This window comes from Pseudomonas sp. XS1P51 (genome assembly GCF_054897845.1).
Window position 1 is genome coordinate 1,194,138 of the sequence record NZ_CM142707.1, and the last position, 14,966, is coordinate 1,209,103.

The following is a 14,966-nucleotide window of genomic DNA, read 5'->3' on the forward strand; positions in this document are numbered from 1 at the left end:
GAACGACTGTGCTCGTGACGCTTTGAAAACAGCTTCTAACGGACATTGGCGCCTTAAAAGGCTGGCTGATTCTACGGCAAAAATAATTTTAAGGTAAGTTAGCCCCTGAACTTTGAGGGGTGATGAATGTTAGACAAAGGGCTAACATGCCGGCCTGTCCTGTTTTCCCGTGCTTTGCTTACCTATGCCCAATCAGACCATCAAGACCCCCTGCGTCGGCCTTTGCTCCACTGTTTACGGTGACTTGGTCTGCCGTGGCTGCAAGCGTTTCCACCATGAAGTGATCAACTGGAATGGTTACAACGAGGAAGAGAAGCGGGCGGTATGGCTGCGGCTGGAGCAGCTGTTGTCGCAAGTGATGGCCGGCAAACTGGAAATTTTCGATCCCGCGCAGCTCAGAATGCAGCTGGAGCAGCGCAAGATTCGCTTCGCGCCGCATCAATCGGAATATTGCTGGGCCTATCAGCTGATCGCCCGGGGCGCGCGGGTGATCAACAACCTGGAAGCCTACGGGATGGTGCTGCTGCCGGAGTTTCGCGACTGGAACCTGCCGGAACTGCGCGATGCCATTGATCGGGAATTCTTTTTGCTCTCCGAGGCGCATTACCAGCGCTACATTGCGCCGGGCTTCTTGAAAGACGCCTTTGGCGCCTGATTTTTTAAAATCAAAAGATCGCAGCCTTCGGCAGCTCCTACAGGGAAATGCGACCTCATGTAGGAGCTGCCGAAGGCTGCGATCTTTTGATCTTGGCTAATGCTGGGTAACGATCTCCTCCAGATGATCCATGATCGTATCCGGCTTCAGCACCAGCACATCGCTCTCCACCGCATCCAGCACCACTTCCGCTGTATTACCGATCAACGCTCCCGACAACCCGGACCGCGCCACGGTACCAATCACGGTCACCGCTGCCTGCAGCTTATGGACCATGAACGGAATCAACACATCCGCCGGACCTTCCGCGATATGCAGGTGCTCGTCATCAATGTCGAACTCGGCCTGAAAGGCCTTGCACTGTTCGCGATAGCGGGCCTCGATGGTTTCGCTGAGCTGCAACGTGGGGTCGGCCGCCGACAGCATTGGCGACGGATGGGCGCTGATCACATGCAGATGAGCCTTGGCCAGGCTGGCGATGTCATAGCCGTGATCGACGATCGAGGCGTGCAAGGTGCGGTGTTCACCATCGGTATTGCCGACGTCGATCGCCGCCAGGATGACGCCGCCCGTCCAGGGTTTCGACGTCTTGACCAGCAGCACCGGCGTCGGGCAATAGCGCAGCAGTTTCCAGTCCGCCGGGGTCAGCAGGGCCTTTTTCAGCGGGCTGTCGGGGTAATGCTGCTTGATCACCAGCCCGCAGCCTTCCGCCTGCTGCACATCGACGATGGTTTCGTGCAGGCTTTTGTTCCAGGCCTGCTCGGTCGTCACGCTGTAACCGTCCTCCAGCAGGGCGGCCTTGAGCACTCCCAACATGCCGCTATGGTCATGCTTTGGATCGCAGACCAGCAGGTGCAAGTGAGCCTGGGTCACACCGGCAATCAATTTGGCCCGTTTGAGCGCCAGGCTTTCCGAGTGTTCAGGTTCGAGAACCACCAGGATGCTGCGAATGGCTTGCATGATCGGGATCTCCAGGAAGTAAAAATACTGCGTTGGACAACTATAGTTGCTGGTCGCGCATTCGGGACTTGATGCATATCAACGGTCGCGACTGGTGGTCTGCCGGCAGGCCGGTATAATCGGCGCCCTTCGTTTTGAACCTTTTATTTATCCGTGAGCCCCATGATCCTTCCCGAAATTCACGAGTTCCTCGGTTGCCGTACCCCCGACGGCTGGGTCCAGGCCGCGCTGGCCGATCAGGAAACGCTGCTGATCGACCACAAGAACTGCGAATTCAAGGCCGCCAGCACGGCGCTGAGCCTGATAGCCAAATACCACGGCCATGTTGATCTGATCAACCTGATGTCGCGCCTGGCCCGGGAAGAGTTGGTGCACCACGAACAGGTCATGCGTCTGATGAAAAAGCGCAAGATCGAGCTGCGTCAGCTGTCCGCCGGGCGTTACGCCTCGGGGCTGCGCAAAGTGGTGCGCAGTCACGAACCGGTGAAACTGGTGGACACCCTGGTGGTCGGCGCCTTCATCGAAGCCCGTAGTTGCGAGCGTTTCGAGGCATTGGTGCCGCATCTGGACGAAGAACTGGGCAAGTTCTATTTCGGCCTGCTGAAAAGCGAGGCCCGGCATTTCCAGGGCTACCTGAAACTGGCCTACCAGTACGGTGACGCCAAGGACATCGCCCAGGTGATCGACAGGGTTCGTGCCGCCGAACAGGAGCTGATCGAGTCGCCGGACGTGGAGTTCCGTTTTCACAGTGGTGTGCCGGTAGCAGCGTAAAGATCAAAAGATCGCAGCCTTCGGCAGCTCCTACGGTAGAACACGATCCCTGCCGAAGGCTGCGATCTTTTGAATTGTAAAAAACGCTTAAGAGTATGAAAGATCCCTGAAAACCGGCCCTTGAGGCCGGTTTTTGCTGCCTGCGACAGCCGCCCCGTCATCGATTGGCGCCATAATGCCGCCCACTTCACTCAAATGACGATTTCACCACCCAGCAGCGGCGCCACCACGTGTTCATCGCTGCCACTGTAACGGGGCACGCTGGCAGCGCCGGCCCGCAGGCTGTAGCGCCAGTCTTCGGCGTGCAATGAGTCGGCGGGGAGAAGCAGGCAGAATGAAGACAACGACAGACACAGCGAACGAAACATGGGAGCACCCGAGGGGAGGTTGGATGCGCCCATGCTAGGCGGGTGCCGGCCCGCAATCTTTGACAGCTTTGTCGCAAAACTGTCAAAGACTGTGAATGGGCTTAGCGGCTCAGACCCTGGCGCTCATGCCACTCGGCGATGGACTCTTCAGGCCAGGTATCGCACCGTCGATCACCGGGCTGCGCCTGAACTTCCACCCACGGGGCTTTCGAATCGAGCATCACGTGCGTGTGCTCACGCGGCACCGGCAGTGCCGTGTCGATGGCCGAGGCGAACGGGTGAATCAGCTCCGGCCATTCAGGGCTGAACAGCCATAGGCCGGAACCGCACAGCGAGCAGAAATTCCGCTCTGCAGTGCTGCGATGGGCGCGTTTGTCTTCGTCATCCTTGAGAAGAGCGCGGTAAGTCGCGATGTGCTTGCGACCGCGCACCTTGAGGCTGGCGGCATCGCCCGCGATGTTGATCGCATACCCGCCGCCACCCTGGGTCTTGCGGCAGATCGAGCAGTAGCAACGCTGGTACGGGTAGGGATGGGCGCTGGTCAAACTGAACGACACCGCGCCGCAATGGCAGGAACCTTCGAGCTGCATGGGACCCTCCGACAGGTCAGGAACTTACCCCAGACAGCCTAGACCGTCAGCGCCCTTCGACGGGCACCAGAATCGCATCCCCGGTCGCCACCAGCTTCAACTGATCGCCGGTTTGCGCAAACAGCTCGGCGCGGGCAAAGACCTGCTTCTTGCCAGCCTTCACCACCTGGCCCCGAGCGATGAACACTTCACCGATGGCGGGGGCCAGGCAGTTGACTGAAAAGTGCGATGCCAACACGTTGCCTGCCACCGTCCCGGCAGCAAAGCCGCATGCCGTATCGAGCAGTGCGCCGATCAATCCGGCATGCAGGAAACCTGCGTATTGCGCCATGTCGGCGTCGCGAAAAGCCATGGACAGTTCTGCTTCGCCGCTTTCGGCGCGGGTGACTTCGAAACCGGCCCAGCGGTTGAAGGCCGAGGTCGAGTTGATCTGTTTGAGTGTGTTGAACATGGCGAATCCCTCCGGTTGAGGGACTCAACATGCTCCCGGTTCAGGGGGAAGTCATGGTCGATAAGACGGGGTGATGGCGGGGTGGATTTGTGGTGAATGGGCTGGCCTCATCGCGAGCAGGCTCGCTCCCACAGGGGTTTGTAAACATTGTGGGAGCGAGCCTGCTCGCGATGAACGATAACGCGATCTACTTGCCCGTCATCCGCCACAAATACCAGGAAGCGACGGTCCGATATGGACTCCACGCCAACCCGATCTCAATCATCTGCTTTCGAGTCGGCTGCACCTCCAGCCCCTTGAGTCGCCGATACCCCTCACGCACCCCGAAGTCATCGGCCGGCAGAATATCCGGCCTCTCCAGGCTGTAAATCAGCAGCATCTCCACCGTCCAGCGCCCAACCCCGCGCAAGGTGATCAGGCGCTCGATCAACGCCTCATCCTCCATGGCCAGCGCTGTGGCGTAGTCCGGCACCACATCGCTCAGCGCCGCTTGGGCAATGCCTTGAATGGTTGCGATCTTGCTGGCGGAAAAACCGCAACTGCGCATCTGGTCAAAGTCCGTCGCGATAATCTGTTCGGGTCTCGGGAACCCGTCAGACGGAAACAACGCCAACAACCGACCGACAATCGCATCCCCGGCCTTTGCATGCAGTTGCTGGTAGGCAATCGCCCGCACCAGCGACTCATAAGGATCGCGAGCCGCATGGCGCTGGTGCAGGCAGGGGCCAATGGCGGCGATATGGCGCCGCCAGTCGTCATCGATGGACGATAGAAACTCAGTGGCAGGCAAGTACGGATCGGGCATGGCGGTCAAACTTTCCCGGTGGGTGCCAACAGGGCGTTCACTTCCCCGTAAGTCATGGTCTTGAGGTTGCTGCTGTCGAGTTTGCCGGTTTGCAGAAAGCTCTTGGCCAGGGACGCCATGGCGCCATACAGGAATTCTGCGATGCCCGAACCGGCACTCAAGCGCCGCACGCCAAGCGCTTGCAACGCCTCAGGCGACGGCAGGCCCGGGAACCCGAGAACGTTCAGTGGCAGTGGGGTGCCATGGCACAGCGCAGCGATCTCATATTCCGCCGTAACGCCCGCCGCGAACAGCCCGTCGGCGCCCGCCGCCTGATACAGCGCTGCGCGCTTGAGCGTTTCGGCGACGCGATCTTCGGCGGGAACCAGTCCCTTCAGGTACACATCGGTGCGGGCATTGATGAACAGCTTTACCCCACAACGATCGGCCACCTGACGAGCGATTTCGATCTTGCGCGCCAATAATTCAGGCGGCGTAGCGCCGTCCTCGATATTGATCCCCACGGCGCCTGCGGCTATCACGGCATTGATGACGTCTGCAACTCGCGTCAGGTCATCGGAATAGCCGGCCTCGATGTCCACGGTCAAGGGCACCGTGATCACCCGGGCGATGGACTCGACCGTCGACACCAGGCGTTCGAGGGGCAGGGCATTGCCGTCCTGATACCCGTGAGCCCAGGCCACCGCCGCACTGCTGGTGGCAACGGCTTTGCTGCCCAGTTGCTGCACCAGCCGCGCCCCGGCGGCATCGGCGACGTTGGTGAGGATCAGCAAACCATCGTGGTGCAATTGGTGAAACTGGTTGTCAAGCGTGTCCATCAAATGTCCTTCCTTATGACCTTTTGAGTGATCAGAATGCGAGTTGCTGAGTGACCTGCACCGCGGCCTTTTCCAGCCTGAGCAAAAACGCCTTGCGCGGTTGTCCTCCACCATAGCCCGTCAGCGAGCCGTCTGCACCGATCACCCGGTGGCAGGGCAAGACAATCGAAAGACGGTTATGCCCGTTCGCCAGACCCACGGCGCGACTGGCGCCAGGCTTGCCCAGTCGCGCGGCGATGGTACCGTAGGTGCTGGTCTGGCCGTAAGGGATCTGCGCCAGCTCGGCCCAGACCTGCCGGGCGAACTCGCTGCCGGGCAAGTGCAATGGAACGCTGAAATGGGTGAGTTTGCCGGCGAAGTATTGGGCCAGTTCCTCTTCGATTTGTCGCAAGTGCCCGTTGTGTCCGGGCGCCACGGCATAGCCATGGCGGTTCTGCAATTCTTCGACCTCCCTGGTCAGCGCTGGCCGATCAAGAAACTCCAGCAGCACCAGCCCGCGACGCTCGGCCATCGCAATCATCGGCCCCAGCGGCGTGGTCAGTCGGGTGAACAGCAACGGTTCACTGTTGGCCGCGCGGCCCGGCGTGATGTGGAACGACTTTTGAAACGCATCGCGAAAACCGCTCAGGGATTCGTAGCCCGAGTCGAACGCCGCGCTGTCGATGGAATCGCCCTGTTTGATCCCGCCCAGCGCCATGCCGAGGCGGCGGGTGCGCAGCCAGGCGTGGAAGGTCATGCCGAAATGCTGCTTGAACCAGCGGCGCAGTTTCAGCGGCTCGACGCCTTCGGCCAGCAAGTGGGCGTCGGTCCAGCGCCGCTCGGGATCGGCGTCCACCGATGTGAGCAGCGCCTGCACCCAGTCCGGGGCAATAGCCGCCGCATCCAGCGGTTTGCAGCGCAGGCAGGCGCGGTAGCCGGCCGACATACACTCATCGGCATGGGCGAAAAACTCGACGTTCTCCGGCTTCGGTTTGCGTGCCGTGCAACTGGGGCGGCAAAAGATCCCGGTGGTTTTGACCGCGGTAAAGAACACCCCCTCGTAGGCGGTGTCTCGTTCGAGCATGGCGCGAACCATCTCGGCGTGGGGCGGAAGCAAAGCGTTTTGTAGGTTCATGGGCTGAGCATAAAGCGCGTTGCCTGGCGTCTCCACCGGAAAATCGACAGGGAATTTCCCAATATGGGGCGTTCTCTGTGGCAGGGTGCGATAAGGCACTGAAAGTTAGAGCGAGCTAAAAGCTCTTCAATTGTGTTAAAGAACTCTTTATTAACTGTGCTTCGAATGAACTCCAGCTTTTAAGGCTTGCGTCGATAAATCTATCGCTTTTATTACACGCTAAAGGGGCGACCGTCGCCAAACGCGCCGCCACGTCGCACACCGAGAAGTTTACTGTTACGCTCCTTGTAGCTCAGCCCTCTTCCGGCTCCACAGGAGCAGCAATCTCGATCATCCGTTGGCATCTCTAGCCGCACCTGAAAATGCGAAAAGGCAATTTCGAAGAATCTATGGCTCATACACTGGGTACTTTGCTCAACGACGAGCGTTTGATGCGTCTCTTCTCGAAAGAGGCTCGGGACTGCGCATTGCAGTTATGGATCCTGCAGATTAAATCTGGGCAGTCAATTGAAAATCGTGTCGTCTACGGCCGGCTACTGCCGTACAGCCACTCCACCGACCGATGGTCTGCCAGCGATGACAATAAATTTCAGACTTCGGGAGACGTTCATACCCAAGTTGTCCGGCTCAACCTGTATGTAAAAAGTTCTCGTTGCGTGGAGCTCCTGCAGCAACTTTGCTCGGGCCGAACGATCTCACAAATCAGTGAAGAACTGACGCTCGTACTTTCGAAGCCATTGAAAGTACGATTTGGAGATACCGCGCTCAACATTGACGGGCTGGTTTATCGTCCCGTCGCTTACCTACTTAACCGCGACGCGCATGAACGAAAGTCACTCTCTAGCCCGCACGGTGGGGCGGGAGCTTTCAGTGCCTCAATCACCCAGTCCGAAAAGACAGCGTTGTTCCGTCTAGGTCAGGACTACGATGTCGACTTAACCGCCTCCGTGGTTAGCAGTATTAACTCAGATACCGGCCTAGACTTCGGTGGAGTTGATCAAACGCGGTTTGGAGATCTCGAACTGCTGGTTTTCCCCGCGTTGGACGACTTGGAACGCCAGTTACTGAGCGTGGACTGGATCGGCTCGTCGTCCGCCTTTGTCGTCCGGTTTAATCCAATGCAGGTATCGCACTTTGTCGGGTTCCAGTTCCACCTAAAAATCGAGAATGACGGCCACGTTGTTTTCTCTGGTATCGCCACAGCAAAACGCAATGAGGATGGCGAGTTTGAATGCAAGTTTCCGCTGAACACCCAGCTGCGCTCCAGCACTGATAGTACCGAGCTTGAGGTCTTCGGCTTCCAAGGCGAGCATGCTCTGGAAGGTACTCTTTGCTGCCGGTGGCGAATCGGGTACGTGCGGGAAATCAGTACGCAGATGCATGTAGTTGGCCATGGTGTTAGCCCGGTAAAGTTCGATTGGCTGGAGAAAACCACCCGACCTTTAGCATTGCCGCGTGTAAAAGCAGCCCTGACTATTAAACGGGGTAATGCGGGATTCGATAGCCTAGTAGGTGGGCGTGAGGGCGACCCTTGGGTTCCGGTCAATCGCGAGCTTGCATCCCTATTGAGGCGGCTTCATCCGTCAAAGTCTGAAGGGCGTTTTTTTCAACGTTGGGGCCAAGGCGATGGTGAGGGGCGGCTACAATTGGTGGAGTGGTTCAAGGCGTTGCTGAGTAAGTACCCAAAGCATCAATTGATCGTTTTCGATCCATATTTCGAGGATGCTGGCCTAGGTTTGTTACTGCTCTGTGCAATGCCGAACACAAGCTATGTGATCTTTACGTCCCTGGTGAAACCATCAAAAAAAAGCGGAAAAGCAACGAGGGAGACTGACAGTTTTACTCCGGATCGGATTAACAACCTGTTGGCGAGTTGTGAGCACAACCAACAGTTACTTAAATCCATTAATCTGCGTATCTATGCTCTGAAAGAAGGCCGTCTACATGATCGCTATATTTTGATCGTTGGGCCGGACAGATTGCCAGTTGCAGGCTTCCATTTGTCAAACTCGTTGCAAAAAGCTGCCGAGAATTACCCTTTGTTGATCACGCCGATTCCGGCGGATGTATTGCTTAAAGTGGAGCGATATAAGTCTGGGTTGGTTCAAGAGGCTTGGGCTCTGCAATCCGAAGATGGGGCCGAGAATCCACATATGCGGCTAATCTTCGACACTTTGGCGCTGCCAACAGTACGACAAAGCTATGAACCACTTCGATTCCTAGATAAGGCTCAAGCTGGCAATGTACTTAGCTTGTGGACTGGAGAGTCGTCGCTAAAAGGGCTCAGCGGAGATCTGTTAAAGGAGCAAATGACAGAGTTAAGTATGCTTGTGGGCGACTCGCTCAGGCTTCCGGAGTTCGCAGGCTTTCGCACTTATCTAGACCAGAAAATGGGTAGCCTCGCGGGACTTTCAGTAGACTGGGATGTGCTCGGCGATGTGATCGCATATTCTCGCTCTGAAAACTATGACGCATACGAGTTTGAGTCTAAAGATGATTTTCTAGATTCGTTGATGCATTTTCTTGATGCATCATTCAATCGCATCCATCAAGGAGGTGGCAGGGAACTATCCATCATGGATGCTCAGCTTTTTCAGAGGCCTGTTGAAGCGCTGCTACATAGTTCCTACCACCCATATCACTTGTCGCAACCAATAAAATACGCAGCATTGACTTGGGCCGAGTACTTTGCAATCAAGTTTCTTTGGAAATATTCTTCGGATGCTTTGCTATCGAGCATAGAGGCACACATGGCCAACGTCCCACTTGAGCCTGAAATTTCGGACGCAGTGCGGCTATCACTGTTAAGCCAGGTTGTTAGTGAGATTTCATTATCGACGCAGTTCGATATCAGTGCGGGGCAACGTGACCGCCTCCTTCGCAGCAGTAATGGCTTACTGCAATGGATAGGTCTGAATGCGATAGAGCAACAACTGGACGCGCCAAATGGGCTCACCATCGTCTTGCAATTAGTCGCTGGATTCCCCTATATGAAGCAAGTTCAGGCTCTTGGGTGGATGGTCAATCGTGCCGCGAGCAAAGCTGAGACAGGTGAAATCTACAAAGGTTTGTTAAGTGCTCTGCATGGGGTACTGCCGACGACGATCCCCGCAAGTGAACTGAAGTTTTTGGTCGATTCGATGCGTGGGCATATGCGGGAAATAGCTTGGGCCGAGCCATGGCTTTCTCAAGAAGTGGTTTTTCCGCTTTTGCGAAATGACCGTGTGGACACCGATGACGCTTGTGAAATCTGGATTCAAGAACTGGTTGCCTCCCTCAAAGGAGAGCAGCAAGTTCGGTTATTTGTCCGCGAGCGTGAAGGGCGAACGACAAACGTTGCGGCATTTCTCTTTGCACATAGTGGACCTATGCGACAAAAGACCAGCCTTGAGATATTTAAAGCGATCATCAGGCGACAGCAGCGGGTCGTGCAACAACCGCTCGCCAGCACGTCAAATTGGACTCGGTGGAACGATGCGTTGATGATTTCGATGTGGCTCCTGACCTTCTCTCGATGGAGTCAGTATTATTTGCGAGATATCGGCAGGGTAAATGTCGAGTTGGAAGATTTGGTGCTTATTACTCAACGGCTTGTACTCGTTAGGCCTATGGGGGAATGGCGGTCAGAAGGGGCTAGCAATCAAAGCGAACTCGCCGCATTTCTTGACCAAGTAGAGGGGCTTCTGGAGTCGGGAAAAGAAAAGTAATCAAAATTTAAAAATGGACGTATTAGTTTGATTTTGATTTTTTTCTCGACTTTTTCTCATGAGCATCCAGCATCCTCCTCCCCAGCATTCGAAAGGCTAGGGAACCTAACTAAGGAAAGTCAGATGACTAAAATTGCAGCTAATATCATCCTAGATGGCCACGTCGATGACCTATATGCACTCAGCTTGCTTTTTCCAGAAGGTGCGCATCCAAATTTTCATATCGTGACTCAGCTAGTCGGCGCCAAAGACGGTATGTATGATCGAGTACTAAATGTAGAGCATCGACATACATATCTGACGGGCGACGGCTGTTTACCTTTGGTTGAAGCGAGCGGAGTGCAAGAAATGGGCTGGGTCGCGCATGAGATTATGGCGCCACTCAACGGGTATGCTGCACTTGCGGACAGCAACTATGAACCTGTTGTACCAGTCTCCGTTTCGTGGGAAGGGGGTGGGTGCTTTGGTGGCGCGACCTTTGGCTCAACTATCCGAAAATCCGGGACTATCAGCGCTAACCGACATGATTTGATTCGCCAGTTAATGTTTAGTCGTGTCGACTTCATGATAAGGAATCCACTTGCCGCTTACGCAGCCGCAGTTATTGCTGGCCAGCCGTCTTGGGCGGACTACTATCGCTTGCTTGAGGATATCGCGGGGCATCGCGGAACTACGCTTGATAAACTGACGAAAATTGGCATCGCTAAGCGCCAGTCACTTGATGGGTTCAAGATGGCGGCGAATAATCGAATGTACGGGCGACATGGCGCGTCGAAGCGGGACGCAAGAATTCAGCAAAAGGACTTGATGAATTTGACGGAGGCACGTGAATTCGTACGCTCTGTCGTCACGGCTTGGCTCGATCAGGAATGTGGCGGTCGGTTGCCTCGAGATCGTGTAGATGGAGGAATATTGCGGTTCGGCCTTGATGGTGAGAACCACTAACCACGCGCCCATTGGAGCGGTTCTGCCTAAAGATCAGTTAGCGGTAGTTCAATCAAAAGTGACGGAGTGATTCCGCCCGCAGCCCGCCACCAGTTGCTACTGGCGGGGTTTATGATTCAGCTCCAATACCGAGAGCAATATGTTTACCGCAGACGCCGTGCGGCTCGACCGTTCTAGACACTTAATATTGATCGTTCCCACTGCGACTATTCGATTAGATCGAGTTGATCCAGCGCCTCGTTGACGGCGAGTTCCGTCAGCATGATGACTTGCGTAATACCCAACAGGGTACTGCAGTTGGTTCCTTCTGTATGATCCGCCACATCCATGGTCATGACACTGGCTGATGCCGGTGACTCGCACGCGCTCCCGGGCAGGGTCTGGACATCGATTTACGGGTTGGCGAAGCATATCGTGCAGAGCGTTTTCGGGATGGCTTTGATGTCTGCAATCGAAGCGTGGTCGTGATGAGGGTCGTGATCAGCTGCCTCGTTGTGTGGGAATGTGCCAGAATTTCCGGAGGGCGATATCGGATCGGGTGTCGGTGGGTTGGGAGTTACTTTGACCAAGTTGTTGAACTCCTCATATCACAAAGAAGGAGCCTGCTCGCGAAAGCGGTGTGTCAGTCGGCATCAATGTAGGCTGTCATGGCCGCTTCATCGGAATACCGCCCGGAGCCGCTCGCTCCCACAAGTAGCTAATCGTCCACTCAAGCGCGCCGCGCCATCAGCAACACCGAAGCCGCCGCCGACAACAACCCCGCGCAGCATCGGTTGAAAATCCGCTTGCCCCGAGGCTTGGCGAACCAGCGACGCATGTGCAGGCCCATGTAGGCGTAGGCGCCGATGGCGATCCATTCCAGCATCAGGAACAGCGCACCCAACACTGCAAATTGCGGCGTCACCGCCTGAGTCGGGTCGACGAACTGGGGCAGGAACGCGGTGAAAATCAGGATCGCCTTTGGGTTGCCGGCCGCCACCAGAAACTCCTGCCGCGCCAATGTCAGCATCCCCGCCGGCGCGCCTGCCATAACCGTTTCGGTCCCGGGGGCCGCGCGCCACAACTGCCACGCGAGGTAGAACAGGTACGCCGCGCCGACAATCTTTATCCCGTAGAACAACAACTCCGACGTTTGCAGCACCACCGCCAATCCCGCCGAAGCGAGGGCGATCATTGCGGCGAACGCCAGCAGTCGACCGATACCGGCCATGCACGCGGTGCGATAGCCATAGCGCGTCGAGTTGCTGACCGACAGCAGGTTGTTTGGGCCGGGCGCCATGTTCAGGGCGAAGCAGGCCGGGAGGAAGAGGGTGAGGGTGGCGAGGTCCATGACCGGCTCCAGAAGCGAGTTCGATATTTTTACCACAGGTGCCGTGCGGCTCGACCTATACAGTGATGGACGTGAGGCGCCGTACAGTCGACTACTTCGCGAATTTTCTCGCTCCTGCCACGCAGAAAATCACCGCCACGGTAACCGCCAGCATGCCGATGCTGACCTGCTCGTGAAGCAACGTCGCCGCCAGCGCCAATCCAAAGAACGGCTGTAGCAGCTGGAGCTGCCCCACGGCAGCAATGCCGCCCTGCGCCAGTCCGCGATACCAGAAGACGAAACCGATCAGCATGCTGAACAGCGACACGTAGCCCAGGCTGAACCAGGCGGGCGTGCTGATCCCCGAAAAGGAAGCGGGTTTGAGGAGCAAGGTCAGCAGCGCCACCACCGGTAGCGACAACACCAATGCCCAGGAAATCACCTGCCAGCCGCCCAGTGTTCTGGAAAGCTTTGCGCCTTCGGCATAACCGAGACCGCAGGCGAGAATGGCCAGCAGCATCAGAATGTCGCCTTCCGGCGAGGCGGTCAGGCCTTGGGAGGCGGCAAAACCCACCACCAGCAGGCTGCCCAGGACCGAGAACAACCAGAACACCGGCCGGGGACGCTCGCCCCCGCGCACCACGCCAAACACGGCGGTTGCGAGCGGCAACAGACCCACGAAGACGATGGAGTGCGCCGAGGTCACGTATTGCAGGGCCAGCGCCGTCAGCAGCGGAAACCCGACCACCACGCCCATGGCCACGATGACCAGCGGCAGCAATTGGTTTCGCGCAGGGCGTTTTTCCTTGAACAGCATCAGCAGGCACAACGCCAGAACCCCGGCGATGGTGGCCCGGGCAACCGTCAGGAAAACCGGATCGAATTCCAGCACTGCGACCCGGGTAGCGGGCAGCGAGCCGCTGAAGATCAGCACGCCGATAAGCCCGTTGATCCAACCGCTGGTGGTGTTTGCCGATGTCTGGCTGTTCAGGTTCGATGTTCGTTCCATCAGGGTCACTCTCGACGGGTTGCATGGGCGGCGGGTTGCCTTGAGCGCATCGTATGACCGACTATTGAGACAATCAAAAAATTGTCATGGATACATCGCCCTATGCCTCGCTTGCGCTACAAGTCGCTGGTCGACACGTTTGCAGCCGACATCCGCTCGGGTCGCCTGCCGCCCGGTACGCGCCTGCCGACCCATCGCCAGCTCGCCGCCGCCCATGGGCTGGCGCTGGTCACGGCCAGCCGGGTGTACGCGGAGCTGGAGGCGATGGGCCTGGTCAGTGGCGAAACGGGGCGGGGCACGTTCGTCAGAGAGACGTCGCTTCCCCCCGGTCAGGGCGTCAGCCAGCACGTGGTTGCCGTGGGCATGGCCGATCTCAACTTCAATTACCCGTCATTGCCCGGCCAGGCCGATCTGTTGCGAACCGCCTTGCGTCAGCTCGCGTTGTCCGGCGACCTCGAGTCCCATCTGCGCTACCAGCCCCATGGCGGGCGCCTGCATGAGCGGGCATCGATTGCGAACCATCTGGGTTCACGTGGGCTGAGCGTACAGGCCGAACAGGTGTTGATCGTCAGTGGTGCGCAACATGGATTGGCGGTGACCATGATGGCGTTGCTGAAACCGGGCGATGTGATCGCGGCGGATGCGTTGACCTATACCGGTTTCAAGGTGCTGGCCGAATCGCTGCACCTGGAAATCGTGCCCATTCCGGCGACGGATACCGGGCCTGATCTCGATGCGTTGGAGGCGCTTTGTCGGCGCCGATCGGTGCGGGCCGTCTACAGCATGCCGACGCTGCATAATCCGCTGGGTTGGGTCATGGATGCGCAGTGGCGTAACCAGTTTGTGTCGATTGCGCGCAAACATGACCTGTTGATCATTGAAGACGCTGCGTACGCTTTTCTGGTCGAAGACGCCCCGGCACCGATAGCCGAATTGGCGCCGGAGCGGACCGTCTACGTTTCGGGGTTCTCCAAGAATGTCGCCACGGGGCTGCGCGTCGGCTTCGTTGCTGCGCCGGTCGAGAAAGTCCCTGGACTGGAACGCGCAATCAGGGCAACCACCTGGAACACCCCCGGCGTGATGACGGCAATCGCCTGCGCATGGCTCGACGATGGGACCGTAAGCAAACTGGAAGCGCAAAAACGCGCAGACGCACAGGCCCGGCAAGCCATGGCCGCCGACTTGTTGAAAGGGCTGCGCTGCATGACTCATCCTTCTTCGTACTTTCTCTGGCTACCGCTGGCGGAAGACGCCAGAGCGGACCAGATCGCCGTGGCGTTGATGCACGAGCAAGTCGCCGTCTCCACCGCCGAACCTTTTGCGACCTCTGTCCATGTACCGCATGCAATCCGGCTGGCACTGGGGTCGGTGGACATGGCGTCGCTTCGAGAAGCGCTGATCAAAGTGAAGCGGGTGGTGGGCGCTTACTCCTAGCGCGGGTGGGTAGTTTTCTTCAATACGCGG

14 protein-coding genes and 1 pseudogene are annotated in these 14,966 nt (G+C 57.4%); 5 read left to right on the forward strand and 10 right to left on the reverse strand.

Features of this window, described 5'->3' with window-relative positions:
• Nucleotides 1-184: 184 nt before the first annotated feature.
• Nucleotides 185-655 carry a DUF1289 domain-containing protein gene (locus tag ACYZUD_RS05665; RefSeq protein ID WP_462023021.1) on the forward strand — a complete coding sequence of 157 codons (471 nt, stop codon included), beginning with the start codon at nucleotides 185-187 and terminating at the stop codon, nucleotides 653-655.
• A gap of 96 nt (nucleotides 656-751) precedes the next feature.
• Here ACYZUD_RS05665 and ACYZUD_RS05670 read toward each other — a convergent pair whose 3' ends face one another.
• A complete protein-coding gene (locus ACYZUD_RS05670; protein ID WP_462023023.1) occupies nucleotides 752-1,615 on the reverse strand; it encodes a universal stress protein in 864 nt (287 codons plus the stop codon).
• A gap of 162 nt (nucleotides 1,616-1,777) precedes the next feature.
• On the opposite strand from ACYZUD_RS05670, the gene ACYZUD_RS05675 reads away from it, so the two are divergent.
• Complete coding sequence (locus ACYZUD_RS05675) at nucleotides 1,778-2,386, forward strand: MiaE family protein (protein WP_462023024.1); 609 nt, start codon at nucleotides 1,778-1,780, stop codon at nucleotides 2,384-2,386.
• A 197-nt stretch (nucleotides 2,387-2,583) separates the two neighbouring features.
• Here the strand turns inward: ACYZUD_RS05675 and ACYZUD_RS05680 are convergent.
• The 6 genes and pseudogenes from ACYZUD_RS05680 to ACYZUD_RS05705 all read right to left on the reverse strand — a co-directional run.
• Nucleotides 2,584-2,754, reverse strand: a pseudogene (locus ACYZUD_RS05680) (MipA/OmpV family protein); the annotation flags it as partial.
• Between the two features lie 101 nt (nucleotides 2,755-2,855).
• The gene (locus ACYZUD_RS05685) at nucleotides 2,856-3,344 is read right to left on the reverse strand and encodes a GFA family protein (RefSeq protein ID WP_462023025.1); all 489 of its coding nucleotides are present in this window, start codon (nucleotides 3,342-3,344) and stop codon (nucleotides 2,856-2,858) included.
• A 46-nt stretch (nucleotides 3,345-3,390) separates the two neighbouring features.
• Nucleotides 3,391-3,795 carry a PaaI family thioesterase gene (locus ACYZUD_RS05690; protein WP_462023026.1) on the reverse strand — a complete coding sequence of 135 codons (405 nt, stop codon included), beginning with the start codon at nucleotides 3,793-3,795 and terminating at the stop codon, nucleotides 3,391-3,393.
• Between the two features lie 187 nt (nucleotides 3,796-3,982).
• Nucleotides 3,983-4,600 carry a DNA-3-methyladenine glycosylase family protein gene (locus tag ACYZUD_RS05695; protein ID WP_462023027.1) on the reverse strand — a complete coding sequence of 206 codons (618 nt, stop codon included), beginning with the start codon at nucleotides 4,598-4,600 and terminating at the stop codon, nucleotides 3,983-3,985.
• 5 nt (nucleotides 4,601-4,605) lie between these two features.
• On the reverse strand, nucleotides 4,606-5,418 hold the full coding sequence (locus ACYZUD_RS05700; RefSeq protein WP_462023028.1) for an isocitrate lyase/PEP mutase family protein: 813 nt from the start codon (nucleotides 5,416-5,418) through the stop codon (nucleotides 4,606-4,608).
• Between the two features lie 31 nt (nucleotides 5,419-5,449).
• Complete coding sequence (locus ACYZUD_RS05705) at nucleotides 5,450-6,532, reverse strand: bifunctional transcriptional activator/DNA repair enzyme AdaA (RefSeq protein WP_462023029.1); 1,083 nt, start codon at nucleotides 6,530-6,532, stop codon at nucleotides 5,450-5,452.
• Nucleotides 6,533-6,921: 389 nt separating this feature from the next.
• Here ACYZUD_RS05705 and ACYZUD_RS05710 point away from each other — a divergent pair, with 389 nt between their 5' ends.
• Entirely contained in the window at nucleotides 6,922-10,239 is a 3,318-nt protein-coding gene (locus tag ACYZUD_RS05710) for a VPA1262 family protein (RefSeq protein WP_462023030.1), read from the forward strand.
• Nucleotides 10,240-10,362: 123 nt separating this feature from the next.
• A complete protein-coding gene (locus tag ACYZUD_RS05715) occupies nucleotides 10,363-11,184 on the forward strand; it encodes a hypothetical protein (protein ID WP_462023031.1) in 822 nt (273 codons plus the stop codon).
• Nucleotides 11,185-11,390: 206 nt separating this feature from the next.
• On the opposite strand, the gene ACYZUD_RS05720 is transcribed toward ACYZUD_RS05715, so the two are convergent.
• The 3 genes from ACYZUD_RS05720 to ACYZUD_RS05730 form a co-directional block, all read right to left on the reverse strand.
• A complete protein-coding gene (locus ACYZUD_RS05720) occupies nucleotides 11,391-11,519 on the reverse strand; it encodes a DUF6124 family protein (RefSeq protein ID WP_462023032.1) in 129 nt (42 codons plus the stop codon).
• Between the two features lie 374 nt (nucleotides 11,520-11,893).
• The gene (locus tag ACYZUD_RS05725) at nucleotides 11,894-12,514 is read right to left on the reverse strand and encodes a LysE family translocator (protein WP_462023033.1); all 621 of its coding nucleotides are present in this window, start codon (nucleotides 12,512-12,514) and stop codon (nucleotides 11,894-11,896) included.
• A gap of 91 nt (nucleotides 12,515-12,605) precedes the next feature.
• The gene (locus ACYZUD_RS05730) at nucleotides 12,606-13,502 is read right to left on the reverse strand and encodes a DMT family transporter (RefSeq protein ID WP_462023034.1); all 897 of its coding nucleotides are present in this window, start codon (nucleotides 13,500-13,502) and stop codon (nucleotides 12,606-12,608) included.
• Between the two features lie 102 nt (nucleotides 13,503-13,604).
• Here ACYZUD_RS05730 and ACYZUD_RS05735 point away from each other — a divergent pair, with 102 nt between their 5' ends.
• On the forward strand, nucleotides 13,605-14,936 hold the full coding sequence (locus tag ACYZUD_RS05735) for an aminotransferase-like domain-containing protein (protein WP_462023035.1): 1,332 nt from the start codon (nucleotides 13,605-13,607) through the stop codon (nucleotides 14,934-14,936).
• The last annotated feature ends 30 nt before the right edge of the window (nucleotides 14,937-14,966 follow it).

Excerpts from the sequence above, each read along its gene's own strand:
- ACYZUD_RS05715 (WP_462023031.1), top strand. The coding sequence starts at position 10,363 with ATGACTAAAATTGCAGCTAATATCATCCTAGATGGCCACGTCGATGAC.
- ACYZUD_RS05685 (WP_462023025.1), bottom strand. The coding sequence starts at position 3,344 with ATGCAGCTCGAAGGTTCCTGCCATTGCGGCGCGGTGTCGTTCAGTTTG.
- ACYZUD_RS05700 (WP_462023028.1), bottom strand. The coding sequence starts at position 5,418 with ATGGACACGCTTGACAACCAGTTTCACCAATTGCACCACGATGGTTTG.
- ACYZUD_RS05720 (WP_462023032.1), bottom strand. The coding sequence starts at position 11,519 with ATGACCATGGATGTGGCGGATCATACAGAAGGAACCAACTGCAGTACC.
- ACYZUD_RS05675 (WP_462023024.1), top strand. The coding sequence starts at position 1,778 with ATGATCCTTCCCGAAATTCACGAGTTCCTCGGTTGCCGTACCCCCGAC.
- ACYZUD_RS05725 (WP_462023033.1), bottom strand. The coding sequence starts at position 12,514 with ATGGACCTCGCCACCCTCACCCTCTTCCTCCCGGCCTGCTTCGCCCTG.
- ACYZUD_RS05705 (WP_462023029.1), bottom strand. The coding sequence starts at position 6,532 with ATGAACCTACAAAACGCTTTGCTTCCGCCCCACGCCGAGATGGTTCGC.
- ACYZUD_RS05735 (WP_462023035.1), top strand. The coding sequence starts at position 13,605 with ATGCCTCGCTTGCGCTACAAGTCGCTGGTCGACACGTTTGCAGCCGAC.
- ACYZUD_RS05710 (WP_462023030.1), top strand. The coding sequence starts at position 6,922 with ATGGCTCATACACTGGGTACTTTGCTCAACGACGAGCGTTTGATGCGT.
- ACYZUD_RS05695 (WP_462023027.1), bottom strand. The coding sequence starts at position 4,600 with ATGCCCGATCCGTACTTGCCTGCCACTGAGTTTCTATCGTCCATCGAT.
- ACYZUD_RS05690 (WP_462023026.1), bottom strand. The coding sequence starts at position 3,795 with ATGTTCAACACACTCAAACAGATCAACTCGACCTCGGCCTTCAACCGC.
- ACYZUD_RS05730 (WP_462023034.1), bottom strand. The coding sequence starts at position 13,502 with ATGGAACGAACATCGAACCTGAACAGCCAGACATCGGCAAACACCACC.
- ACYZUD_RS05670 (WP_462023023.1), bottom strand. The coding sequence starts at position 1,615 with ATGCAAGCCATTCGCAGCATCCTGGTGGTTCTCGAACCTGAACACTCG.
- ACYZUD_RS05665 (WP_462023021.1), top strand. The coding sequence starts at position 185 with ATGCCCAATCAGACCATCAAGACCCCCTGCGTCGGCCTTTGCTCCACT.